Genomic DNA, 24,421 nt, shown 5'->3' with positions numbered 1-24,421 from the left:
CCCTGACTTTTTCAAGAAGTCGGGGATCTGACTACTCTCACCAATAGCATTAAACTTTCAATGCTGCTTCTGCTTGGGAATGTAATAACAAACCATATTCCAATCCTTCAACCACAGCTTGATAGGAAGCTGCCAAGATATTGGTTGAAACGCCGACTGTCGTCCAGCGTTGATGGCCATTTCCTGACTCTACTAAGGCTCTGGTTTTGGCTGCTGTACCTGCGTGTCCGTCGAGAATTCGCACTTTGTAGTCGGTCAATTCAAAGGCGGCAAGTTGGGGATAAAAGTTCACTAAAGCTTTGCGTAAGGCTGCATCCAAAGCTGCGACTGGCCCGTTACCTTCCGCTGCTTCTAAAATATTCTGTCCGTTGACGGCGACTTTCACCGTGGCTAAAGCACTACTCGCTTCCTTACCTTCCACTAAGTCACAGTGAACTTGAAACCCTTTCACTTCAAAGAATTCTTGCCTAGCACCCAAAGCTTCATACATTAACAGCGCAAAACTTGCTTCGGCAGCTTCAAATTGATAGCCTTGACTTTCTAATTGTTTGAGGCGTTGGAGAATTTGTCGTGCTTCTGGTGTTTGCTTATCTAATTCAATGCCAAAAGTACGGGCTTTAGCTAACACATTGCTTAATCCTGCTTGTTCGGAAATTACTATCCGCCGACGGTTCCCGACTTGTTCGGGTTGAATGTGTTCGTAAGTGAGAGGATTGCGTTCAACTGCGGAGACATGCACCCCACCTTTATGAGCAAACGCCGAACGTCCAACAAAAGGCGCGTGTTCATCAGGTGCAAGATTTACTACCTCACTGATGAAACGACTCGCTTCTGTGAGTTGAGTAAGCTGGTGTTCTGCGATACAGCTATAACCCATCTTTAATTGTAAGTTGGGAATTAAAGAACAAAGGTTGGCATTGCCGCAACGTTCACCATATCCATTGATTGTTCCTTGCACCATTGTTGCCCCAGCCATCACAGCAGCTAGGGCGTTTGCTACTGCCATATCACAATCATTATGAGTGTGGATGCCGATTTGGGGAGTTATGCTTTGTCCTTGGTTATTAGTCATTAAATTTTGACAAATGACAAGTGACACATGACTAGTTACAGTTTGCACACTTTCGCTGACTTCGTGAGGCAAAGTCCCACCATTTGTGTCACATAAAACTAACCATTCAGCACCAGCTGCGATCGCAGCTTCTAATGTCTGTAAAGCATAATCTCGATTGTTTTTGTAGCCGTCAAACCAATGTTCGGCATCGTAGATCACGCGTCGCCCATGTGAGCGAAAATACTCAATAGTATCGCGGATCATGGCCAAATTTTCCTCTAAAGTTGTCTTGAGACCTTCTGTAACGTGTAAATCCCAAGATTTGCCGAAAATTGTTACCCAGCGAGAACCGGCAGTTAAAATTGCTTGCAGCATTGGTTCAGCCGCAGCTACGGTATGAGGACGACGCGTAGAACAAAATGCCACAATTTCTGCTTGTTTGAGCGGATCTTCTTGTAGTTGCCAGAAAAATTGAACATCCTTTGGGTTAGCACCAGGCCAACCACCTTCAATAAAAGGAATTCCTAATTCGTCAAGTCTTTTGGCAATGCGTAGCTTGTCTTCAATAGACACTGATAGCCCTTCGCATTGAGTGCCATCCCGTAGTGTGGTGTCATAAAGCCAGATTTGAGGAGAGGGATTTGTGGTCATAAGACAAGATCATGCGAGACAACGGTAGAGGAAATGTGCCAAGATACAACAAAAAGCCAGTTTGGTAATTTAAATATGCCCAAAGTACTAGTTCAAGGTACAAAAAATACGTGCATCTGGCGCTGCATCCAACGCCACGTTCAGTTAGATTAAGGCGTAGATGGACAATTTTGGGTTTAAATTACGAAAAATTTTGCTGCAAAATGGTTATAGATCTCTAAAATGGCGGGGCTAAAGCAAAGAACAGTCAGTTAGTTGGTAGTGATGGTGCGATCGCGATCGCTAAAGTTATGTATTGACTGTGAATAAGCGTCACAAAGGTAGCGATCGCTTCCTTGCCATTCTCCTACAATAGAACTGCTTTGAGCCTGTCATATAGAGGATTTTACGGATTATTGGGTCAGGGCTATCGAATAGTTTGGAAATTAAAAGGTTAGGTTACAAAGGAGCAAAATAATATGGGTAGATGGACACCGCTTATTCTCATGGGTGGAGGCTTGGCAATTTTATTGGGTACACTGCTAGGCATCAACTTTCCAATGGGTGGACAACAACAAACTGCCAGTAATAATACTCCCGGCGGCAAAACATCGCGCGTTCTCCCAGCTAATATTAATGTTAATAGTACAGCTCCCAGCAGAGGTAGTCGTGGCTTAAGTGAAGACAGAGCCAGCACTCCCCAGGAAGATACTACTACCACAGAAACTAGAAGCAACAGAAGTGTTGCCCAAGAAAACCTAAATACAACCACAACTGAACGCCGCAACAGCGTTGCTCAAAATACCACTTCTAGTGAATCCTTCTCATCTCCTGACAATACATCAGAGACAACCACAAGAGAAGTACAATCAACAGAAACTGGTACATCCGTTAGTGATAACGAGTCTGTTAGAACACCGATTCGAGCTTTGTGGTAGTGAGTGACTGGGTACTGGGGACTGTAAAGCATAAAAGATGAAATTTCATACTTCATACTTCACACTTCATACTTTCCCCAATCCCTAGTCATTGGTTACAAGTTATTAGTTATAAGTTATGTAGTTGTGTACTAATGATCAATGGCTAATAACCAATGACTAATGACTAATGACTAGTGACATTTTAATTATTGGTGGCGGTGTTATTGGCTTGGCGATCGCCGTCGAACTCAAACTGCGCGGGACAAATGTCACCGTGCTTTGTCGTGATTTCCAGGCTGCTGCTACCCATGCTGCTGCTGGCATGTTAGCACCAGATGCAGAAATTATCCAAGATGAGATGATGGGTAAGTTATGCAGGCGATCGCGTGCCTTATACCCAGAATGGACACGCAAGCTAGAAGATTTAACTGGGATAAATACTGGTTATTGGCCTTGTGGCATTTTAGCGCCTGTATATCAAAGACCAGAATCTCCTACACCTTGTGAATCACCTGCGTATTGGTTAGATAAAACAGCCATTCATCAATATCAGCCAAGATTGGGAAATGATGTCGTTGGTGGTTGGTGGTATCCTGAAGATGCTCAAGTCGATAATCGGGCATTAGCTCAAGCACTATGGACAGCGGCTAAATCCCTCGGTGTGGAAATCAAAGAAAACATCACTGTCGAAGGATTAATCCAACAGCAAGGGCAAGTAATAGGTGTACAAACCAACACAGGCGTAATTCGTGCCAGTCACTATGTTTTAGCTGCTGGTGCTTGGTCAAACCAATTGTTACCTTTGCCTGTGAGTCCGCGTAAAGGGCAAATGCTGAGTGTTCGATTACCTGATTTCGTACCGGAATTGCCCCTCAGAAGAGTTTTATTTGGCGAAAATATTTACATTGTACCCAGGCGAAATCGTTCGATTATTTTGGGTGCGACCAGCGAAGATGTGGGTTTTACCCCGAATAACACCCCTCTTGGAATTCAATCTTTACTTCAGCAAGCTATTCGCTTATATCCACAATTACAAGATTATTCCATTCAAGAATTTTGGTGGGGTTTTCGTCCTGCAACCCCAGATGAATTACCAATTCTGGGAACTAGCCACTGTGAAAACTTAACTTTGGCTACAGGTCATTATCGTAATGGCATTTTACTAGCGCCTGTAACAGCAGCGTTAATTGCTGATTTAATTTGCGAACACAAATCTGATTCATTACTGGCTCATTTCCACTATTCTCGTTTTCACACCCAGCCTTCTACCGCCCCTATGCTCACTCACTCTGCTAATTTTACCAACGGCGATCGCGCAATCTCCCAACTCCCTACTTCCCCACTGGCTGACTCCCCACTCGTGATTGCAGGCAAAACCTTTCAATCTCGCCTGATGACAGGAACCGGGAAGTATCGCAGTATTGCAGAAATGCAACAAAGCATTATCGCTAGTGGTTGTGAAATTGTCACAGTAGCAGTACGCCGAGTCCAAACCAAAACTCCTGGACATGAAGGTTTAGCGGAAGCATTAGATTGGTCAAAAATTTGGATGTTGCCGAATACGGCTGGTTGTCAAACTGCCGAAGAAGCAATTCGCGTCGCCCGTTTAGGTAGAGAAATGGCGAAACTTTTGGGGCAAGAAGATAATAACTTTGTGAAATTAGAAGTAATACCAGATCCAAAATATTTACTCCCAGATCCGATTGGTACACTGCAAGCTGCTGAACAATTGGTAAAAGAAGGGTTTGCGGTATTACCGTATATTAATGCTGACCCGATGTTAGCCAAACGTTTAGAAGAAGTTGGCTGTGCAACAGTTATGCCTTTAGCATCACCCATCGGTTCAGGACAAGGGCTAAAAACCACAGCCAATATCCAAATCATTATTGAAAACGCTAATGTGCCAGTTGTTGTAGATGCAGGGATAGGTTCACCTTCAGAAGCGTCTCAAGCAATGGAATTAGGTGCAGATGCCTTGTTGATTAATAGTGCGATCGCTCTAGCGCAAAATGCCCCAGCAATGGCTTATGCTATGAATTTGGCCACCGTCGCAGGTCGTTTGGCATACTTAGCTGGCAGAATGCCCATCAAATCCTACGCTAGTGCCAGTTCACCTTTGACTGGGACAATTAATACTTGATTAGTTAAAGAAGGCTGAAGTCTGAAGTATGAAGTGTGAAATTATCCTATTTACAATGGGATGAAACCTGAACTGAGGAAAAAAGCTTAATTTTTTCGCCTAGTAGTGATAAGACATATACTGGGTTTCTTTTATCCTTCATCTTTTACACTTCATACTTCTTTAGTCAATAGTCTAAAAAAGCTTGATTTTGGGCTATTGACTATTAACTGTTAAAACTAATTATTGTTTGCGAATTAATTTTAATTTTTTTGAAAATTTATTTATTTATTAGTCATAAAAATATAAAAAAGAAACCTGCACAATTGCATTTTATGCCTTATACATTTAGTTGCTAGGTTTCAATTCTAAAATCTAAAATTCAAAATGGTCTCACCGATTATTACAGTATCGCTATTATCGGCTTTGGCAGTTACTTCTCCTGCGGCTGAGACTAGCGAGTCTGCTGCATCTACTACTCCTACTACCCCAGCGATCGCTAATATCTTACCAGCAGATACACCATTAGTAGGCTTAGTCAACACCAAGGTAGAAGCTTGGACATCTTTAAATCGTTTTTATTTATTTGAAAGAGCCTTTACAGCAGTATCCAAATATTTACCACCAAATTTTAAATTCGACTATGTAAAAGAGATTGAGTCTTTGTTAGGTGATCAAGTAGCATTTGCTTTTTTGCCAAAAGTTGAAGGTACAACCGCAACCATAGATAATAACTTTGTCATGCTGGCTCCCATCAAAGATGAGTCACGCATACAGCCTTTTTTAGACATACTTAAAAATGGCGATCCAAAACGGGTCAAGGTCAGGGAGTATAAAGGCATTACTATTTTGGAAGTGCAACCTCCAGAACAGCCAAAATCAGCACCTATACCGGAATCACCGGAATCAACCACCCCATTACCGGAATTACCCAAAGTACCTGCTCCACCGGAATCAAACACCCCATTACCGGAATTACCCAAAGCACCTGCTCCACCGGAATCAGTTCCCGAACTCAAATTACCAGAATTACCGCCAGCATCAAATAAGTTACCCCAGAGCAAACCCATACCAAAACTCAAGCAGGTTCATTCTCAGCAAAAACTCGACTTAGTTGCGATACCGCCGATTTTGGGTAAACCAGACTGGTTGAATAAACAACGGGGAATTGCGATCGCTACTTTACCAGGTTACATTGTCACCGGCATTACTGCTAAACCCCTTGAGCAAATTATTGATGCGTCCCAAGGAAATACAACGCTCGCGCAAAATCAGCAATTTCAGGACACAATCAAGCATCCTCAATATGCTAAGTCTTTATTTTCAATTTATGAAAACTTGGTGACGTTTGTTCCTTTAATTAACGACATCACCAAAGATCCTAGTTTGCCTTTTCCTGTTATTGGTAGTGATGCCATTAACATTGAGCAATTAAAAAACTTCGGTACTGTTAATGGTTTTCTCACAGTAGAACCAGAAGGATTGCGTTTTCAAGCTACTGCCTATCGCCAAACTCCGAAAACAGAAAAAGATGAATTTCAAAGCGAAAAACACGAGGCGATACTGTCTAGATTACCAGCTGCCACTTATTCTGCTGCCACTGGTCGCAATCTTAATCAGAAATGGCTACTTTTAACGGAAGCTCTTAGTACAAAGCCAAAACTCAAAGAGTATCTCACCCAACTCCGGAGTTTCGTTTTTGATAATACTAAACTTGATTTAGAAAAAGACATCCTTAATTGGATGAATGGTGATTATGCTTTCTTTTTGTTTCCTTCTAAAGGCGGATTACTAGGCTCAATTCCTAATTTGAATTTAGGCATAGGTATGGCTATCGAAACAAATAATCGAGCCGCCGCTGAAGCTACTCTGAAGAAGTTAGATGAATTGATTACATCTTTTTCAACAGGAGAAGTAGCAGTTAAAACTCACAATATTCAAGGTCAAACTGTCACTAGTTGGGATGTAGGCGGCGATGACTCACAAAGCTTGCTGGCTTACAATTGGACAGATGAGAATACTGTTGTAATTACAACTGGGTTTGGCGCAATTAAAGATTTAGTACCGCAGCCTTATATTCCCTTACCTTCGACTTACAATTTCAAAACAGCAACTAATTCTTTACCTCGTCCCAATTACGGATATTTCTATCTCAATGGTGGGTCTACTTTGTCATGGATTTATGGCTTTGTACCCACTTTCTTTGATGATAAAAACTTCCGTCCTTGGAAACCAATAGTTGGCTCAGTTTACAGTTTTAGTGCGACAAGTTCTACCACACCAGATAAAGAACAATTTGATTTCTTAATGGTATTAGCTCCTAGTAGAAAGCCTGTTAATTCCGCAATTAAAGAGGAATGACAAGATAAAAGTCCCCCTTTTTTAGGGGGATTTAGGGGGATCTAAAACGTTGGCTTACTGACAAGAAAGTACATCATTTAGTTCTTCTCAAAGTTAGGTAGAGAGCCTGTTATCGTCTAAATTCTGCTAAAAATCAACCCAACCACTCAGGATTTGTAGCTGTACTATCAAATTGACTAGTAGTTTTAAAGAGTTCATACTGACCTTTGGCAGCAGCTTGACGAGTCCGATTTAGCAGTTCTTGAACTTGCTCTTGGCTCATGGGTTCAAATGTGCGTACTGCTTCTAAAGCTTGGTCTAAGATTTTCATGCTTTCAATGCCTGTAATCACCGTTGAAGTTGGTAGATTCATGGCGTAGTGTAAGCATTCAATAGGTTTGACTGTATTGCTTTTGAGAATGTTTTGATCACCCATTGATTTCATCCCCAGTACACCAATGTCATCCTTGACTAGTCTGGGTAAAACTTGGCGTTCAAAACTACGGAAATGAGCATCCATGACGTTAAGTGGCATTTGTACCGTATCAAAACGAAAGTTGTTTTGAGCCGCAACATCAAGCATTCTGAGGTGAACTAAGGGGTCTTTGTGGCCAGTAAAACCGATGTAGCGAATTTTGCCTGCTTTTTGGGCTTCTAGAACTGCTTCCATTGCGCCACCAGGAGCAAAAATCCGGTCTGGGTCTTCCATGCGGATGATTTCATGATGCTGCAATAAGTCTATGCGATCGCTTTGTAATCGTTTCAAAGATTCATCAATTTGCTTGGCAGCAGCTTCTTTTGTGCGACCATCGATTTTTGTCATCAAAAAGACTTTTTGCCGATAACCATCCCGGAGTGCTTTACCCATGCGAATTTCACTCCCGCCATTGTGATAGTCCCAGCTATTGTCCATAAAGTTGATACCACGATCAATAGCAGCACGGATCAGCCGAATGCCTTCTTCCTCATCTTTTGGTCTGCCAATGTGATGTCCGCCTAACCCAATTACCGATACTTTTTCCCCAGTGCGTCCTAACTGTCGGTAAATCATTTCGCCTTTTTTAATCTGAGTTGGCTGATTTTGGGCTAAAGCTTGTCTGGAAAGCCCTGCTGAAGCTGCCAGTCCTACTGTACATAAACCAGAAGCAGAAGCTATCTTCAGTAAATCTCGTCTGCTGATCTCCACAACTAAATCCTTGAAATCAAACGATTACACCCTCATAGCTTTGCACTGTGTAGCGTAGGATGCATCTAACTGTTGAAGGAGAAAAGTATTGAAACAGAGGTATATTACAATACGGTTTAGTTAAGAAAGTTACTCTGTAAAGGTAAGGGAAAAGGTATACTTTCCCTAGTCTTTAGCCCCTGAAAACGAGATACACTATAAAATTTTTACTTAGTCTGAAAAATATTTTGCACCATTACTTTATCTGTATTCCCTGCTGCTTTATCCAACTCTGCTATTTCTGTTGCATTGAGTTGCCAACCTAAAGCACCAATATTATCTTGTGCTTGGGCTAGGGATTTTGCACCGGGAATAGGAATAGTACCTTTACAGATACACCAGTTAATGGCTACCTGTGACATGGTTTTATTTCTAGATTCTGCAATTTCTTGTAAAGATGCTAACAGCGATCGCACTCCTGGTAATAACTGTCTAAATAACAACCCGCGAATACCTTTGGGAAATGCCCCTTTTTCTGAATATTTACCTGTTAATATCCCCAAACCCAAAGGGCTGTAAGCAATCAGTTTAATGCCCAATTCATCACAAACATCTTTTAATCCCAGTTGCGTTACCGGATAAGTAGACAACAAAGAATACTGTACTTGCAAGGTAGAAATGGGAACACCTCGTTCGGCAAATCTTTGATGCACCATTTTTAACCGTTTTGGCCCATAATTCGATAGACCAACTCCTTTAACTAAACCTTGTTCGTAAAGGTCAGCTAAACCATTTAATAGTCCTTTTTCTTGCCAAGGTGCATAATTGGCTGTTGACCAGTGCATTTGTACCAAATCAACGTTTCTGCCCAAGCGCTTAGCAGAAGACTGACAAGCTTTAATCATGGACTGGCGTGTCCACCTCCAAGGATAAGCGGCTAGTTTTGTGGCAATGCAAATATTGTCTTTGTTTAAACCTTGATATTCTTGAGAAAATCGTCCTAAAAGTAACTCACTACGCCCATTTAATCGGCCAGTACCGTAAGAATCGCCTGTGTCAAATAAGGTAACACCATTACTGACACACAAGTTAAATACGGCTTGCAACTGGTCATCCATACTTTCGTTGTATCCCCACAACAGCTGGTTTCCCCACGCCCAAGTGCCGCAACCCATAGTTGATAGGGATAGTTCTCGACTAATTTGCATTGTTACTGGTTGTACTAGCTCACTATCATCTGTATTCTCAGCTTACAACCCTACGGGAATGTCTCATATAGCAATCTGATTTGATTTCTGAACTTACTCGTGAAGGTAGGGATTTTAAGCCAAGTGCATAAACACCAATTTCAGCAATTCTGCACTGGTAAAAGGTTTAGTTAGATAACCAGATGCTCCGACTAATTTAGCTTTAACTTTATCAACAATTCCTTTATTGCCTGTGACAAAAATAATTGGCGTATGTTTAAACATGGAATTATTGCGAATTATCTTACATAATTCATAGCCATCAATGCCAGCCATGTTGAGATCCAACAAAATTAAGTCTGGTTTATGGCGAATAATTGACATAACAGCTTTTAGCGGATCATCAATCGTTACTACAGCAAAATTCTCACTTTCTAAAAAACGACTAATTTCTTTCAGAATTGTCGGGCTATCATCTACAGAAATGATTTTATAAGTCTTTTTGGCAGTTACAGTAGTAGTCGTTACTCTTTCAGGTGCAGAATTTATGGTATTTGGTATGGTTAATTCCTGAAGATTTTGTCTTGATGGTGGTGAAGTTTGTGGCGATCGCACTACAAGGTTAAAATCTTCTACAGCCAGAGCCGTTTCTGGTTGAGCATTACGGTTACTGGGTTCTACTACCGTATCAATGAATTGTCTGTTGAGTAATGGTGTTATATATCGAGAAGATACTGAGCCTGCTGGCGTATACTTCGGTAACAGATCAAATGGCGGGTCTGGTTCATGCATAATCACCCCACCTTGAACAATATAAGGGTATAAATTTTGCGCCAGTTGCATTTCATCTTGATTCAAGATTACAGCCAGATGACGCAGGCTAAAACCCTTCATCCAATTAGTTAATTCTGGAGGTAGTTGCGGTAAATTTTTGCTGTGGATTTTACTGTTAATTAACAAATATGGACGCTGATAAGGTGAAGAAATTTGTGGGGCAAAAGACTGCCAATTTTGTAATTGAATTTGGCAAATTTCTAAAGTTTTTTCTACATCCAACCGACAGATTTTTGTTACTGTTTGCCGTGCATCACTTAATGCATAAGTCCCTACTTTAATTAACAAAAATGATTCAATCACTTCTTTTACCAATTCTTGAATCAAAATTGTGGCTTGGGCATTATCCAGATAACCTTCGTTTATTAACCAATTAATTGCTTGATAATCAGCAGGTTGACTGGATAAATCGCTGCTATCAGAAATAAGTTGATTTGATAACTCTTGTTCAAACGTCATGCGTAATTGCACGCGGGTTGCACTATGCAACAAGTTGAGACGGCGCAGATGACGTTCCAGCCTATCAAAGGGTTCGACGGAGTTGGTAGCGTAGGTTATTGTTCCCTGTTCTATATAAATAGACCAAGTAACTAAGTTACTAAAAGCTTGCAAACAAGTAGTGTCAACACCATTAGATAGTTGTTTTAATAAACTTTGAGGACGTAAAACTGTAAATGTACCGAAATTATGCATCTTTAAAAATTGTTTTAGGAGATTATACAGAATTTATGTAAATTTGGATTCTTACTTATGTTGTACTTTATTAGTTTTAATATGTCTCCAAGAAAATTATTTTCTACAAGAAGAATATAAATCTATATTAAAAGTGATGGAAATCATCGCCTCACTTACTGAACTGGATGAGCTACTTCGACAAAAGGTAATCTCCATGAAATAAGTGTCATTACCATGTCTGACAAATGGTTGTTGAGGCTGGTATTTCTACCCAGCCAGAGGTCGGAGTGGCGGCTTCACGAAGTATATACATTAAAAATTATCTCAAGGAGTATCAAGCACAAACAAACCTGAAAAAATTGCCAAATCAAAAAATCTCAAGTTTTTTGTGAGATGGGATTTCCCAGTCACGCTAGATTCAGAATAGAAAAGATACCTCGCCTAAAAGATAGATAAGTTATTTCTGGTAAATCCTAGCAAAATGAAGAAAATGTGAAAATTTTACTTTTTCAACTCAGTATTAGAGGAAAATGCCAGCTTCAAGGGTTTCACTACTGTGAACTTGGGTGAATCAACACTTTTGTTTGGGACAAAAGTGAGAGATTCCACACGAAATCTTTAAAATTTTATGTAGGCAAATTTTCATACTTATTATATTCTATGTTTGCCCTACATAAATTCTCGTAGTTTCGTTCTGGTCAGGAACATGAACTCTTCGTAAATTTTTGATTTCTCAACCGGAACTTGATGAAAAATTTATTAAATGTATAGAGAAATTGATGAAAAGTATTTGTTTAATAGTTAAATGAAGGTTCGGCCAGCGATCGCCAAAAATTTACTGATTCCCTTTTAGGCTCCGGAAACTTAACTATATACTTTGAAAAAAGGAAAATAAAGCTTTGGACTATAACATAACACAAAAAGTTATGCAAGATACATTAACACTTGATGAAGTAGTAGAATTTGCGGAAAATCCTGAACCCCGTTGTCCTTGCGTGTTGTTACTAGATACATCTGGCTCAATGCAAGGAGATGCAATAGAAGCACTCAATCAAGGCTTGCTGAGTTTGAAAGATGAATTAGTCAAAAACTCCCTGGCGGCTCGGCGAGTAGAAGTAGCAATAGTTACCTTTGATAGCCAAGTAAATGTAGTCCAAGACTTTGTAACAGCCGATCAATTTAACCCCCCAATTCTCACCGCCCAAGGACTCACCAGTATGGGCGCAGGAATTCATAAAGCCTTAGACATGGTACAAGAGCGCAAATCCTTATATCGGGCTAACGGCATTGCTTATTATCGTCCTTGGGTATTTATGATTACCGATGGCGAACCCCAAGGTGAACAAGAACATCTGGTAGCGCAAGCCGCACAGCGAGTTCAAGGTGACGAAGCCAATAAACGCGTTGCTTTTTTCTCAGTTGGTGTGGAAAATGCCAACATGACAAGGCTGAATCAGTTAGCAGTGCGGACACCGCTCAAACTGCGAGGACTAAACTTTGTAGAAATGTTTATGTGGTTGTCTGCTAGTATGGCTGCTGTTTCCCACTCCAAAGTCGATGAACAAGTAGCACTACCGCCAATTGGCTGGGGTTCCATTTAATCGCGCGATCGCGGTTTAATACTTACACAGCCAGCCCAGACAAAGAATCTATGAACACATCAAAACAGATTTCTCATTGGCGGGTAGTCGCCGCATCTGTATGTGGGGCCAGCCACATCAGAAACAAGCAGCTGTGTCAGGATGCGCATAACTGGCAACTATTGCCAGACAATATATTAGTCGCCGCAGCTGCCGATGGTGCAGGTTCTGCCAGTCAAGGGAAAATTGGCGCGATGGTAGCCACAGAAGCAGCTGTAGAACATTTATCCATCAAAGAAGTCTCTCGCGCTTATTTAGCAGATGATTTAGTAGTGCAATCTTTGTTGAGTGATGCCTTGCTGGCTGCCAAAAAAGCGGTAGAAACTGAAGCCGCAGCCTGTAACCAACAACCCCAAGATTTAGCAACTACCTTAATAATTACAATTGCCACACCAGAAATGGTAGCAGCAGCACAAATCGGTGACGGCATGGCAGTCGCAAAGAATCGTCAAGGAAATTTGATTGCACTAACCATGCCCAATAACGGAGAATATATCAACGAAACGACTTTTTTAACTTCCTTGGATGCTATAGATACAGCACAAATGAGATTATGGCGTGAAGAAATAGTCAACGTTGGTATCCTCACCGATGGACTACAAATGCTGGCTTTGAACATGGTGGTTGGCGAACCTCACAAACCCTTCTTTTTTCCTTTGTTTGACTTTATCGAAAACGCTGAGGATAAGACATTAGCCAAAGAGCAACTGGTGAGGTTTTTAGGTTCTGAGCGGATTACACAACGTACCGACGATGATTTAACGCTAATTATTGCTGCCTTCAACCGCTCATAAACAAGGATTCTGCAAGTTCGGTCTTTTATATAACCCCCGTTAACTGTGATTAAACATGAAGGTACTACGTTGTCTTCCCCAGCCAGAAATCATTAACCTCAGCGTCAGTTTGGGGCGAGGTGGTGAAGCCTGTATTTATGCAGTGCCATCTGATGGCAATTTAGTGGCGAAGGTTTATCACAAACCTACAGCCAATCACACTAAAAAACTGCGAGCCATGCTGGCTAACCCACCGGAAAACCCCACAGCTAACTTGGGGCATATTTCCATCGCTTGGCCACAAGAACTAATCACAACGGCAGATGGGAGTAAAACCGTTGTTGGCTTTATCATGCCCCGCATTCGCGGGATGCGGCCAATTATCGACTTTTACAACCCCAGAACCCGCCGCCAACACTGCCCTTTATTCAACTACCAATATTTAGTCCGCACAGCGCGTAATTTAGCAGCCGCTTTTGCCGCTTTGCACACTAGTGGTTATTGCGTGGGTGATGTCAACGAGTCCAACATTTTAGTTAGTGACACGGCACTGGTAAGCTTGGTAGATACTGATTCTTTCCAAGTGCCAGATTTAAAAAACAATATTGTCTATCGTTGTGGAGTGGGTAAAGCTGAGTTTACCCCACCAGAACTACAAAATAAAGTCTTCGCGCAACACGATCGCGAAGTTTATCACGACTTGTTTGGTTTGGCAGTGCTAATCTTCCAATTATTAATGGAAGGTACACATCCTTTTTCTGGGATTTTTCAAGGTACTGCCGAACCACCAGCTTACGAAGTCCGCATCGCCGCTGGACACTTCACCTACAGTCAAAACCGCCAAGTTCCTTACCTGCCTACTCCCATTGCTCCCCCTTGGGAAATGCTACATCCTAGCTTGCAGGCATTATTTGTTCAGTGTTTTGAAGCAGGCCATAACAATCCACAGTTGCGTCCTAGCGCTCAAACTTGGCTATCTGCCCTTACTGAAGCTGAAGATGCCCTAATTACTTGCACAGCCAACCCGCAGCATCGCTACAGCAACCACTTACACAGCTGCCCTTGGTGTGAACGAGCTTTGCGTCTAGGCGGACGAGATCCTTTTCCATCACAGCGGGCAATTGAAAATAAAGAACATCTCAAGCCGCGTACCATCCCCACAAGGCGCTATAATCAGCCTGCACGCATACCACAGCCAGTAATGTCATTTGCCCAGACAAATCCCTGGCAGGCCAATAATACTCCTAACTATTTTCCTTATAAGCGTCCAAAAGTATCGAGATTTTACCCCATAATTTTGGGTTGTCTGGGTTTGGGGATGTTGGGTTATTTGGATGTGATGGTGAAATTCACTCGTCCGTTGGTGTCGCAAAATGCCTACACCCAACAAAGTTTGATGGTACCTGCTGCACCTAGCCATCAGACTCTAAATTTTGCAGATTATTACAAACAAGGCCATGCCGCTTACCAAGTGCGCGACTATAAGCAAGCAGTCGAAAGTTTTACTAAAGCCATCCAAGAAGAACCAAACTACGCCAAAGCTTTTATTAACCGAGGTAATGCTCGTTACAACTTAAAAGACTACGAAGGAGCCTTAGCAGATTATTCCAAAGCTTTGCAAATCAATCCACAAGAAATCAAAGCTTTCGTGAATCGCGGTAACTCTCGCTACATGCTGGCTGAGTATAGCAACGATCCAGATCGAGAATATCATTTAGCGATCGCAGATTTTAACAATGCCATCCGCCTCAACGTCAAAGAAGCCGAGGCATATATCAGAAGAGGTATTGTTCGGGCGCAAATTGCTAAGTATAGTGGTGAATCTCTCAAAGAGTTTCAACAAGCAATAGCTGATTTTACAGAGGCGATTAAACTTAACGCTTCTAAAGCCGAAGCTTATTTTCAGCGGGGTTCGGTATACTATCAAATGGCACAATACAGTACCGATTACGCTCAACAATACCAAAAAGCGATCGCTGACTTTGACCAAGCATTAAAACTTAACGAAAAACTGGCAAAAGTCTATCTCAAACGCGGTATGGTACGCTATGAAATCGCCCAATACGGTGGTAAAGAAGCTGAACAAAATAACCAGAAAGCCGTTGAAGATTTACAATTAGCCGCCAAACTAGCCTTGGAACAAGAAGATACCGAAAACTACCAGCAAGCACTTAGCAGTATGTGCGTCATCATAGAAAGTCAATGCAATGCTTTACTGCAAAGCTCTAGCGCCTGGGGAACCATCGGCACAAATTAGGCAATAGTTAATAGTTAATAGTCAAAGGTCAATAGTTTTACTTAATTGTTGATTATTGATTGTTAATAATCATGATGCGTGTCAATTTTGGCACTAATTAATTACTCGAAAATATTTATCTTACTCCAACCAAAAGTAAGTAATATCAGGGTTATAGAAATATAATCCTGATTCTTTATTTGGTAATATTTTTATTGCTTTAATTGATAAAACTTTCAGTGTAAAACTATTCATAAACGTTTTACACATAACAGATTTTTATTTACTTCTTCTTTACACAAGTAGCAAAAATTCTAGTTAGATTATGTACTGAGAAAAACAAAGCAAGAGTAGTTTTTCTCAAACCAAGTGCATCCTCTTCATCTCAAGAAAATCAAAACAATAATTCCCTACAAATCTCCGAGGTAATTGCATGAAAGCGGTGATTTTGGCTGGTGGTCTTGGTACACGCCTCAGTGAAGAAACCAGTATCAAACCCAAGCCGATGGTTGAAATTGGTGGTAAACCAATTCTTTGGCATATCATGAAGACTTATTCAGCACACGGCATTAATGATTTCATTATTTGTTGTGGCTACAAAGGTTACGTAATTAAGGAGTATTTTGCGAACTACTTCTTACACATGTCAGATGTTACTTTTGATATGCGTTTTAACCAGATGAATGTGCATTCTGGTTATGCAGAACCTTGGCGTGTCACCTTAGTTAATACAGGTGATAAAACCATGACAGGTGGACGCTTAAAAAGAGTTGCGGAACATGTAGGAAATGACACTTTCTGCTTCACTTATGGTGATGGTGTGAGTGATGTAAATATCACCGAGCTAATTAAATTTCATCAACAACAAAAGACTTTAGCTACACTTACAGCCGTACAACCAGCCGGACGGTTTGGTGCTATTTCTTTAGAACAAGAGCAAACTAAAATCGCCAGCTTCCGCGAAAAACGTGACGGTGAAGGTGCTTGGGTAAATGGTGGTTATTTTGTTCTCGAACCAGACGTGATTGATTTAATTGCGGATGACAGCACCGTTTGGGAGAAAGAACCATTAGAAAAGCTGGCTGACATGGAACAGCTTTCGGCTTTTAGACACAGTGGTTTTTGGCAACCAATGGATACCTTACGTGATAAAAATTATCTCGAAGAATTATGGCAGAGTGGTAAAGCTCCCTGGCAAATCTGGTAAGGAAAGTATGAAGTGTGAAGTATGAAATTTCACTCTTGACCATTGACCATTAACTTATTCACAATCATTTAAGTGCAATAATCCCAATGTACGATTTTGCTATTGTCGGCGGTGGAATAGTTGGATTATCTACAGCAATGGCCTTGGGTAAACGCTATCCACAAGCACGTATTCTAGTTTTAGAAAAAGAAAGCAACTGGGCATTTCACCAAACAGGCAATAATAGTGGTGTAATTCACTCTGGTATTTATTACAAACCAGGGAGTTTTAAAGCTCAATTTTGCCGTGATGGTAGTCGCTCAATGGTAGAATTCTGCCAAGAGCATGGAATTGACCATGAAGTATGCGGTAAAGTTATTGTTGCTACTGATGAACAAGAATTACCACGCTTAGAAAATCTTTACAAGCGTGGCTTAGAAAATAATTTAAAAGTCCAGAAAATCAGCCCAGAAGAAGTAAAAGAAATTGAACCCCATGTTAGTTGTGTAGCTGGCATTCGGGTATTTTCGACTGGTATTGTTAATTATAAGCAAGTTTGTTTAAAATACGCCCAATTAATTCAAAACCAAGGCGGAGATTTACGCCTCAATACCAAAGTATTGAAAATCTCTGCTAGTGGGAAAAATCAAGTACTAGAAACCAATCAAGGCAACTTTGAAACCAAATTTGTGATCAATTGTGCCGGATTGCATAGCGATCGCATTGCTAAATTAGGTGGAGTACAACCCAAAGCGAAAATCGTACCTTTCCGGGGCGAATATTACGAACTCACCCCAGAAAAACGCTATCTGGTGAAAACTCTAATTTATCCAGTGCCTAATCCCGATTTTCCCTTCCTAGGCGTTCACTTTACCAAAATGATTGATGGTACAGTCCACGCTGGGCCTAACGCCGTTCTCAGCCTCAAGCGCGAAGGTTACAAAAAAACCGACTTCGACTTGAGAGATTTTGCCGAAGTTATGACTTACCCAGGTTTCTGGAAACTCGCAGCCAAACACGCTGATGAAGGTATTCAAGAAATCATTCGTTCCTTTAGCAAAGCGGCGTTTGTGAGAAGTTTGCAAAAACTAATTCCCGAAGTCCAAGCCGAGGATTTAATTCCCACCCATGCGGGAGTTCGCGCCCAAGCTTTAATGGATGACGGCAAACTCGTAGACGACTTTTTGATCATTCCCGGTCAAAACTCTATCCATGTCTGCAATGCCCCATCGCCAGCTGCCACATCTTCTTTGGAAATTGGTAAAGCGATCGTTGCACAAATTGCCCAACACTCAGATATGCCAGCAGTCGTCACTGCATGTTAGATGACTGAATTTGACATAACTCCAGAGTTGCGAAGGCTATAAACAGCACTAGCACTCTGGGATAGCTGATGGCATATCAGTCAATTGTTGGAAATTAGTCCATCAGTAATTATTCTTAAAATTTATGTCAGTTGTATCCAATCAGCAGCCCATTGTTCTTGTCTGTGCTGCTGACAACAACTATGCAATGCCTCTTGCTGTCACAGTTCGTTCAGCATTAGCCAATTTTCAGAGCGATCGCAAATTAGCTTTGTTTATCCTGGATGGTGGCATCAGCAAAACTAACAAACGCAAGATTGCTAAATCGATTGACTCAAAACAAGTTGATATTTCTTGGATTAGGCTAGATGATGCCTTATTTGAAAACTTGTCATTGAATAGGCACGTAACTATTCCCACCTATTATCGGTTACTCCTACCTCAAGTTTTACCACCAGAGTTCACTAAAGCTATTTATCTTGATAGCGACATGGTAGTAACAGGCAATTTAGAAGAGTTATGGAATATTGATATAGGAGATAACTATGTATTAGCAGTCCAAGATGATGTCCAACTGAATATATCGATGTGTGAAGCTTTGCAAAACTATCGAGAATTGGGCATTTCTCCAGATTGTAAATACTTTAATGCCGGATTGTTAGTCATCAATATTGCCAAGTGGCGGACTGAAAATATAGGCAATAAGATTCTTGATTATATCAGGAATAATCAAAAATATCGGCCTAACGACCAAGATGGACTAAATGCCATTTTGGCTGATAAATGGGGAGAACTGCATCCAAAATGGAATCAAATGCCTAAAGTTTATGATGATTCTTTTCGGAAAAATAATCCTTTCCCTGAAAATGTTTATCAGGAACTACTGAATCATCCTTGCATTATTCACTTTACTAATACTCCTAAGCCTTGGTATGCCGGATTGAGAGCCGAATGTCAACATCCCAAAAAAGATTTATTCTTTAAATATCTTGACATGACAGCTTGGTCAGGATGGCGAGATACTATTTGGCGGCGCTTAAGCCGAAAATTTCTCAAACTAGCATTAGTAAATAACTCAAAACTCTAAAACTAATGTTGTAATTATTCTCTTTAGTTAGTTGAAGTGGGTTCACTTACCAAAATAATTACTCAACACAAATAATTTGACACAAATGAAAATATTAGTAACTGGAACAGAAGGCTACCTAGGTTCTTTATTGCCTCCTCTGTTAATTGAACGTGGCCATGAAGTGATTGGTGTTGATACAGGCTTTTATAAAGTTGGTTGGCTGTACAACGGTACAGAAATTACAGCTAAAACTCTCAACAAAGATATCCGCCACATCACCCCAGAAGATTTAGAAGGTGTGGAAGCAGTAGTTCACATGGCGGAACTTTCCAACGACCCCACCGGACAATTAGCACCCAATATCACCTACGAAATCAATCATCTCGGTTCAGTGCGTCTGGCTAACTTAGCAAAAACAATGGGTGTGCGTCGCTTCGTTTATATGTCTTCGTGTAGTGTTTATGGTGTTGCTACCGAAGGCGATGTAACAGAAGAATCTCCAGTGAATCCTCAAACCGCCTACGCCGAATGTAAAACCCTCGTAGAACGGGATGTTATACCTCTGGCGGATGATGATTTTTCACCCACATTTATGCGAAACGCTACTGCTTTTGGTGCTTCCCCCAGAATGCGGTTTGATATCGTATTGAACAACCTCGCAGGGTTAGCTTGGACAAGTAAAGAAATTAAAATGACCAGTGATGGTACACCTTGGCGGCCATTAGTCCACGCTTTAGATATTTGTAAAGCTATTATCTGCGCCTTAGAAGCACCCCGTGACATCGTACACAATCAAATCTTCAATGTCGGCGATACTGCTAATAACTATCGAGTCAAAGAAATTGCCGAAATTATTGCTGATACCTTCCCAGGTTGTAAATTAAGCTTTGGTCAAAATGGCGCAGATAACCGCAGCTATCGTGTATCCTTCGAGAAAATTAACAGCATTTTACCTGGTTTCAAATGTGATTGGAATGCTCAATTAGGCGCACAGCAATTGTTCAACTTATTCAGTCAAATTGATATGACTGAAGACACCTTCTTATTTAGAGGCTTTACTCGCTTAAAGCAGCTAGAATATCTCATTCGTACCGAACAAATTGACAAAGATTTCTTCTGGACTAAAAAGTAGGCCCCAATATTAGGCAAGTTAGATACCCGACTTCTTAAAGAAGTCGGGTATCTAGACAGTACTAGTAAACTTCATCCTGAAATCTATTGTTTTTATAAAAACATGAATAAACTACTGACAATTGCCATACCTACTTATAATCGGGCTGAATTACTAGATAAACAGTTGTCTTGGTTAGCAAAAGCCATCCAAGGCTTTGAATCTGAGTGTGAAATTTTAGTATCAGATAACTGTTCTACAGATCATACTCAGGCTGTTATTCAAAAATGGCAAGCAACACTAAGCAATATCACCTTTAAATCTAATAGAAATCCTGAAAACTTAGGCGTAATGCGAAATATTATGTATTGCCTAAGTGCTGCCACCACAAAATATGTTTGGACAATTGGTGATGATGACCCAGTTCAAGATAGAGCTATTCCTTATGTTATCAACAAGCTCAAACAAAATGAAGATTTAGGGTTATTATTTCTGAATTTTTCTGGACGTAATAAAATTACTGGTGAACCAGTTCATCCGCCAACTATAGTTGGTAATCGCTGGTTTGATGCCGATGCAGAAGATGGCTGTGAAGATAGTAAAGCTATTTTTGAATACTGCTTTGCTAAAAGTGTTGGTGCAGTAATTTTTCTCTCAGCTAGTATTTACCGCAGTGACTTAGTAAAACGCGCCTTGCAAATTTGGCCGGATGCTGCGAGTAACTGGATATCTTTAGCATACATAGCTGGTTATTGCGCCGCCAATGGCAAAATCATTGTTACCAAAGAGACGTATTTAGAATGTATTGTTGGTGTGAGTTATTGGCAAAAAGAGCCAAAATCTGCACTATTAATGCAATATAAACACATTCCCGAAGTAATTTTAAAACTAGGTGAATGTGGCTATTCTAAGGAATTTTGCCGAGGAATGGTGTTACGAAATGGTAAAGAAGTTGATTTAAAGGTTTTCTTTGGCGCGTTAAGAAGATGGCCTTTATCTGCTATTCAGGTAGCAATTCCTTTTTTAGCTTTAGTGAGTCTTTCGGCTTTTGATGTGATGGCGATGAAAGACTTTAAACTTGCTGAAGCTAACGAACCAACACCACAAGAAGTACGAACCACAAATAATAGGCGATCGCAGCTTAAATCCATTATTAAAACAAAGTAGAGTCATGCCATGTTAAACATACTTAAAGGCAAAATGGCAACACTAAACTCAGAGTTAGCTTATAAAATAAAACTCTGGCAGTATGCTCCTAATTTACCTGCGCTAGAAGCAGGCGATCGCTTGATTGTTGATACTCTCAAACGAGAAGGCGCTTATGTAACCACACTCGCCGACTTAGGTTTAACATCTACCCCAGAAATGCTACAGGCTGCTTATCATCAATTAAATAGCATGATAGCCGCCAATAACTCTCATCTTGCCCAAAAACTACCACAAATTTATACAGTTACCGATTTACCAGAATTTTTTAATTGGGGAAGTGAAAACAGGCTATTAAAGATAATTGAAAATTACCTTGGTTTACCTGTCGCTTTTCAAGGTGTACATTTACGTAAAGACTTCCCCAACGAACACCAATTTGGCACATTGTTGTGGCATAAAGATTCCGAAGACCGCAAAATGGTTAAAGTAATTATTTATCTCAATGATGTCGAAGAAAAGCATGGGCCGTTTGAGTATATTCCTTTATCTTTAACATCTTTTCCTAATTTAAATTCCTATCGAGTGGACTACAAACTTTGGCAGTCTGGTTACTTAGGAATCAGCGATGAACAAGTAAAAAAAATTATTCCCAAATCAGCTTGGAAATCATGCCCAGGGCCAGCAGGTACAGTTGTAATTGCAGATCCCAGAACTGCTTTACATCACGGTACTCTCCGTACAGAAGCACGGTCAGCACTATTTTTTGTCTATACCGCCAACCCACCCAAGCGACCAGAACTATGTACTCAATATTGGGATGACACTTTTCCTAAACCAGAGTTATTCCAAAGTGCTGAGTGCTGAGTATAATCTCAGTCTCGTCAAAGTTTTGAGTAATCAATACTGTCGTCATCTCAGTGACTACATCTGTCAATTCTGAAATAAATAGATAATTTGTTCAACTTTTTGCAATCCATATTTATATTGAGGTAATTCATGATTTTTACCGCTACAAATCTCCAAGATGCTTACATCATTGACTTAGAAGAAAGAAATGACCATCGCGGTTTTTTTGCTCGATATTTCTGCGCTCAAGAATTTGAAGCTCATGGTTTAAAGCCAGTTGTAGCGCAATGTAACTTGTCTTATAACTATAAAAAAGGCACTCTTCGGGGAATGCACTATCAACTCCACCCCGCAGCCGAAACAAAGTTAGTTCGCTGTACTAAAGGTGCAATTTATGACGTAATTATTGATATGCGTCCTAATTCACCTACATTTTTACAGCATATTGGTGTTGAACTAACCGCAGATAATCGTCGGGCTTTGTATGTACCAGAAATGTTCGCTCACGGCTATCAAGCACTCACAGATGATGCTGAAGTAATTTATCAAGTTGGTGAGTTTTATACACCAGGATATGAGCGAGGTCTGCGCTATAATGACCCATTTTTTAATATTGAATGGCCTTTAGAAGTAACAGAAATTTCTGAAAAAGATTTGAATTGGCCACTAATGAGCATGATGCGTGTAGGCGAGCCTGAGACAGTACCAGTAAGTCTATAGTTGATGGTTCTAATTAAACACCGATAATCGACAAATATTAAAAAATTACCAAGGGAAATCAGAGGAAGTTCATGATTATTATTGATAATGCTTTAAAAGCTCGTGCTGCTGCTGGCAATCCAATCAAAGTGGGAATGATTGGTGCTGGCTTTATGGGGCGAGGAATTGCTAACCAAATTATTAATTCAGTACCGGGGATGGAGTTAGTTGCTATCTTCAACCGCAGTATTGATGGAGCCAAACGAGCTTATACAGAAGCTGGTATTGAAGATATTCAAGTTGTTAGTACTGTTAGCGATTTAGAAGATGCGATCGCCAGTGGTACATATGCTATCACTGAAGATGCTAAGTTAATCTGTCAAGCGGAAAGCATCGAAGCGATTATTGAGGTCACTGGTGCAGTCGAATTTGGCGCTCATGTTGTCATGGAAGCGATCGCTCATCGCAAACATGTAATTATGATGAATGCCGAACTCGACGGTACAGTTGGTTCCATCCTCAAAGTTTATGCTGACAAAGTTGGAGTTATCCTTAGCGCTTGCGATGGCGACCAACCAGGTGTAGAAATGAATCTTTACCGATTTGTGAAAAGCATCGGTCTGACTCCATTATTGTGCGGTAACATCAAAGGTCTACAAGACCCTTATCGCAACCCCACAACCCAAGAAGCATTCGCCAAGCGTTGGGGACAAAAAGCCCACATGGTGACCAGCTTTGCTGATGGGACAAAGATATCATTTGAGCAAGCGATCGTTGCCAATGCTACCGGGATGCAAGTCGCTAAGCGAGGAATGCTAGGCTATGACTTCACTGGTCATGTTGATGAAATGACCAACATGTATGATATCGACCAACTCAAAGAATTAGGCGGAATAGTTGATTATGTAGTTGGTGCTAAACCCGGCCCTGGTGTATTTATCTTCGCCACCCACGATGACCCCAAACAACGCCACTACCTCAACCTCTACAAATTAGGTGAAGGGCCTCTCTATAGCTTCTATACTCCTTATCACCTGTGCCATTTTGAAGTTCCCTTATCTGTGGCTCGTGCTGTTCTGTTCCGCGATGCTGTGATGGCTCCGATTGGTAAACCATTGGTAGATGTAGTTGCAACTGCCAAAATCGATTTGAAAGCTGGAGAAACTCTTGATGGCATTGGTTATTATATGACCTACGGCCAATGTGAAAATTCTCCTGTTGTTCAAGCACAAAAACTTTTACCAATGGGTTTAGCTGAAGGCTGTCGCTTGAAACGAGATATTCCTCGCGATCAAGTCTTGACTTACGACGATGTTGAGTTACCACAAAACAGACTTTGTGATCAACTACGCACTGAACAAAATGCTTATTTTGCTTTTGAAAAAGTTCTCGCCGCTGTTGGATAATCTCTGGTTTTGATATAGCCATCCTCAACATTTTGAGTTAAATAGATACCCGACTTCTTGAAGGAAGTCGGGTATCTG

At 40.8% G+C, this 24,421-nt stretch carries 18 protein-coding genes; 14 read left to right on the top strand and 4 right to left on the bottom strand.

Features of this window, described 5'->3' with window-relative positions; translation table 11 throughout:
• Positions 1–49: 49 nt before the first annotated feature.
• Positions 50–1,705, bottom strand: a complete 1,656-nt coding sequence (cimA, locus tag ACMX3D_RS13490; protein ID WP_482751908.1) for a citramalate synthase — start codon at positions 1,703–1,705, stop codon at positions 50–52.
• A 458-nt stretch (positions 1,706–2,163) separates the two neighbouring features.
• Here cimA and ACMX3D_RS13485 point away from each other — a divergent pair, with 458 nt between their 5' ends.
• From ACMX3D_RS13485 to ACMX3D_RS13475, 3 genes are all read left to right on the top strand, one after another.
• Positions 2,164–2,622, top strand: coding sequence for a hypothetical protein (locus ACMX3D_RS13485; protein WP_482751907.1), 459 nt, complete (start codon positions 2,164–2,166; stop codon positions 2,620–2,622).
• 169 nt (positions 2,623–2,791) lie between these two features.
• The gene (thiO, locus tag ACMX3D_RS13480) at positions 2,792–4,744 is read left to right on the top strand and encodes a glycine oxidase ThiO (RefSeq protein WP_482751906.1); all 1,953 of its coding nucleotides are present in this window, start codon (positions 2,792–2,794) and stop codon (positions 4,742–4,744) included.
• Between the two features lie 366 nt (positions 4,745–5,110).
• The gene (locus tag ACMX3D_RS13475) at positions 5,111–7,084 is read left to right on the top strand and encodes a DUF3352 domain-containing protein (protein ID WP_482751905.1); all 1,974 of its coding nucleotides are present in this window, start codon (positions 5,111–5,113) and stop codon (positions 7,082–7,084) included.
• A 133-nt stretch (positions 7,085–7,217) separates the two neighbouring features.
• Here the strand turns inward: ACMX3D_RS13475 and ACMX3D_RS13470 are convergent, their stop codons facing one another.
• The 3 genes from ACMX3D_RS13470 to ACMX3D_RS13460 all read right to left on the bottom strand — a co-directional run bounded on the left by ACMX3D_RS13470 (position 7,218) and on the right by ACMX3D_RS13460 (position 10,942).
• On the bottom strand, positions 7,218–8,249 hold the full coding sequence (locus ACMX3D_RS13470; protein ID WP_482751904.1) for an aldo/keto reductase: 1,032 nt from the start codon (positions 8,247–8,249) through the stop codon (positions 7,218–7,220).
• Positions 8,250–8,455: 206 nt separating this feature from the next.
• Entirely contained in the window at positions 8,456–9,436 is a 981-nt protein-coding gene (locus ACMX3D_RS13465) for an aldo/keto reductase (protein ID WP_482751903.1), read from the bottom strand.
• A 114-nt stretch (positions 9,437–9,550) separates the two neighbouring features.
• The gene (locus tag ACMX3D_RS13460) at positions 9,551–10,942 is read right to left on the bottom strand and encodes a response regulator (protein ID WP_482751902.1); all 1,392 of its coding nucleotides are present in this window, start codon (positions 10,940–10,942) and stop codon (positions 9,551–9,553) included.
• Positions 10,943–11,850: 908 nt separating this feature from the next.
• On the opposite strand from ACMX3D_RS13460, the gene ACMX3D_RS13455 reads away from it, so the two are divergent.
• The 11 genes from ACMX3D_RS13455 (at position 11,851) to ACMX3D_RS13405 (ending at position 24,343) form a co-directional block, all read left to right on the top strand.
• The gene (locus ACMX3D_RS13455; RefSeq protein ID WP_482751901.1) at positions 11,851–12,525 is read left to right on the top strand and encodes a vWA domain-containing protein; all 675 of its coding nucleotides are present in this window, start codon (positions 11,851–11,853) and stop codon (positions 12,523–12,525) included.
• A gap of 50 nt (positions 12,526–12,575) precedes the next feature.
• Positions 12,576–13,358 carry a PP2C family serine/threonine-protein phosphatase gene (locus ACMX3D_RS13450; RefSeq protein WP_482751900.1) on the top strand — a complete coding sequence of 261 codons (783 nt, stop codon included), beginning with the start codon at positions 12,576–12,578 and terminating at the stop codon, positions 13,356–13,358.
• 55 nt (positions 13,359–13,413) lie between these two features.
• Entirely contained in the window at positions 13,414–15,594 is a 2,181-nt protein-coding gene (locus ACMX3D_RS13445) for a tetratricopeptide repeat protein (protein WP_482751899.1), read from the top strand.
• 412 nt (positions 15,595–16,006) lie between these two features.
• Positions 16,007–16,780: a glucose-1-phosphate cytidylyltransferase gene (gene rfbF, locus ACMX3D_RS13440; protein ID WP_482751898.1), complete on the top strand. Its 774-nt coding sequence runs from the start codon at positions 16,007–16,009 to the stop codon at positions 16,778–16,780.
• An 86-nt stretch (positions 16,781–16,866) separates the two neighbouring features.
• Positions 16,867–18,084, top strand: a complete 1,218-nt coding sequence (gene lhgO, locus ACMX3D_RS13435; RefSeq protein ID WP_482751897.1) for an L-2-hydroxyglutarate oxidase — start codon at positions 16,867–16,869, stop codon at positions 18,082–18,084.
• A gap of 124 nt (positions 18,085–18,208) precedes the next feature.
• Positions 18,209–19,150 (top strand): glycosyltransferase family 8 protein, encoded by a 942-nt coding sequence (locus tag ACMX3D_RS13430; RefSeq protein ID WP_482751896.1) that lies wholly within the window; start codon positions 18,209–18,211, stop codon positions 19,148–19,150.
• A gap of 85 nt (positions 19,151–19,235) precedes the next feature.
• Positions 19,236–20,264, top strand: coding sequence for an SDR family oxidoreductase (locus tag ACMX3D_RS13425; RefSeq protein WP_482751895.1), 1,029 nt, complete (start codon positions 19,236–19,238; stop codon positions 20,262–20,264).
• Between the two features lie 102 nt (positions 20,265–20,366).
• Positions 20,367–21,410, top strand: coding sequence for a glycosyltransferase family 2 protein (locus ACMX3D_RS13420; protein WP_482751894.1), 1,044 nt, complete (start codon positions 20,367–20,369; stop codon positions 21,408–21,410).
• Positions 21,411–21,419: 9 nt separating this feature from the next.
• Positions 21,420–22,256: a phytanoyl-CoA dioxygenase family protein gene (locus tag ACMX3D_RS13415; RefSeq protein WP_482751893.1), complete on the top strand. Its 837-nt coding sequence runs from the start codon at positions 21,420–21,422 to the stop codon at positions 22,254–22,256.
• Between the two features lie 132 nt (positions 22,257–22,388).
• The gene (gene rfbC, locus ACMX3D_RS13410) at positions 22,389–22,958 is read left to right on the top strand and encodes a dTDP-4-dehydrorhamnose 3,5-epimerase (RefSeq protein ID WP_482751892.1); all 570 of its coding nucleotides are present in this window, start codon (positions 22,389–22,391) and stop codon (positions 22,956–22,958) included.
• A 71-nt stretch (positions 22,959–23,029) separates the two neighbouring features.
• The gene (locus tag ACMX3D_RS13405; protein ID WP_482751891.1) at positions 23,030–24,343 is read left to right on the top strand and encodes an NAD(P)H-dependent oxidoreductase; all 1,314 of its coding nucleotides are present in this window, start codon (positions 23,030–23,032) and stop codon (positions 24,341–24,343) included.
• Positions 24,344–24,421 lie beyond the last annotated feature (78 nt).

This window comes from Anabaena sp. TISTR 8404 (assembly GCF_056847745.1).
This window is presented reverse-complemented; position numbering and strand designations above follow the sequence as displayed.

Coding starts and splice junctions, on each gene's coding strand:
- cimA (WP_482751908.1), bottom strand. CDS start 1,705: ATGACCACAAATCCCTCTCCTCAAATCTGGCTTTATGACACCACACTA.
- ACMX3D_RS13485 (WP_482751907.1), top strand. CDS start 2,164: ATGGGTAGATGGACACCGCTTATTCTCATGGGTGGAGGCTTGGCAATT.
- thiO (WP_482751906.1), top strand. CDS start 2,792: ATGACTAGTGACATTTTAATTATTGGTGGCGGTGTTATTGGCTTGGCG.
- ACMX3D_RS13475 (WP_482751905.1), top strand. CDS start 5,111: ATGGTCTCACCGATTATTACAGTATCGCTATTATCGGCTTTGGCAGTT.
- ACMX3D_RS13465 (WP_482751903.1), bottom strand. CDS start 9,436: ATGCAAATTAGTCGAGAACTATCCCTATCAACTATGGGTTGCGGCACT.
- ACMX3D_RS13460 (WP_482751902.1), bottom strand. CDS start 10,942: ATGCATAATTTCGGTACATTTACAGTTTTACGTCCTCAAAGTTTATTA.
- ACMX3D_RS13455 (WP_482751901.1), top strand. CDS start 11,851: ATGCAAGATACATTAACACTTGATGAAGTAGTAGAATTTGCGGAAAAT.
- ACMX3D_RS13450 (WP_482751900.1), top strand. CDS start 12,576: ATGAACACATCAAAACAGATTTCTCATTGGCGGGTAGTCGCCGCATCT.
- ACMX3D_RS13445 (WP_482751899.1), top strand. CDS start 13,414: ATGAAGGTACTACGTTGTCTTCCCCAGCCAGAAATCATTAACCTCAGC.
- rfbF (WP_482751898.1), top strand. CDS start 16,007: ATGAAAGCGGTGATTTTGGCTGGTGGTCTTGGTACACGCCTCAGTGAA.
- lhgO (WP_482751897.1), top strand. CDS start 16,867: ATGTACGATTTTGCTATTGTCGGCGGTGGAATAGTTGGATTATCTACA.
- ACMX3D_RS13430 (WP_482751896.1), top strand. CDS start 18,209: ATGTCAGTTGTATCCAATCAGCAGCCCATTGTTCTTGTCTGTGCTGCT.
- ACMX3D_RS13425 (WP_482751895.1), top strand. CDS start 19,236: ATGAAAATATTAGTAACTGGAACAGAAGGCTACCTAGGTTCTTTATTG.
- ACMX3D_RS13420 (WP_482751894.1), top strand. CDS start 20,367: ATGAATAAACTACTGACAATTGCCATACCTACTTATAATCGGGCTGAA.
- ACMX3D_RS13415 (WP_482751893.1), top strand. CDS start 21,420: ATGTTAAACATACTTAAAGGCAAAATGGCAACACTAAACTCAGAGTTA.
- rfbC (WP_482751892.1), top strand. CDS start 22,389: ATGATTTTTACCGCTACAAATCTCCAAGATGCTTACATCATTGACTTA.
- ACMX3D_RS13405 (WP_482751891.1), top strand. CDS start 23,030: ATGATTATTATTGATAATGCTTTAAAAGCTCGTGCTGCTGCTGGCAAT.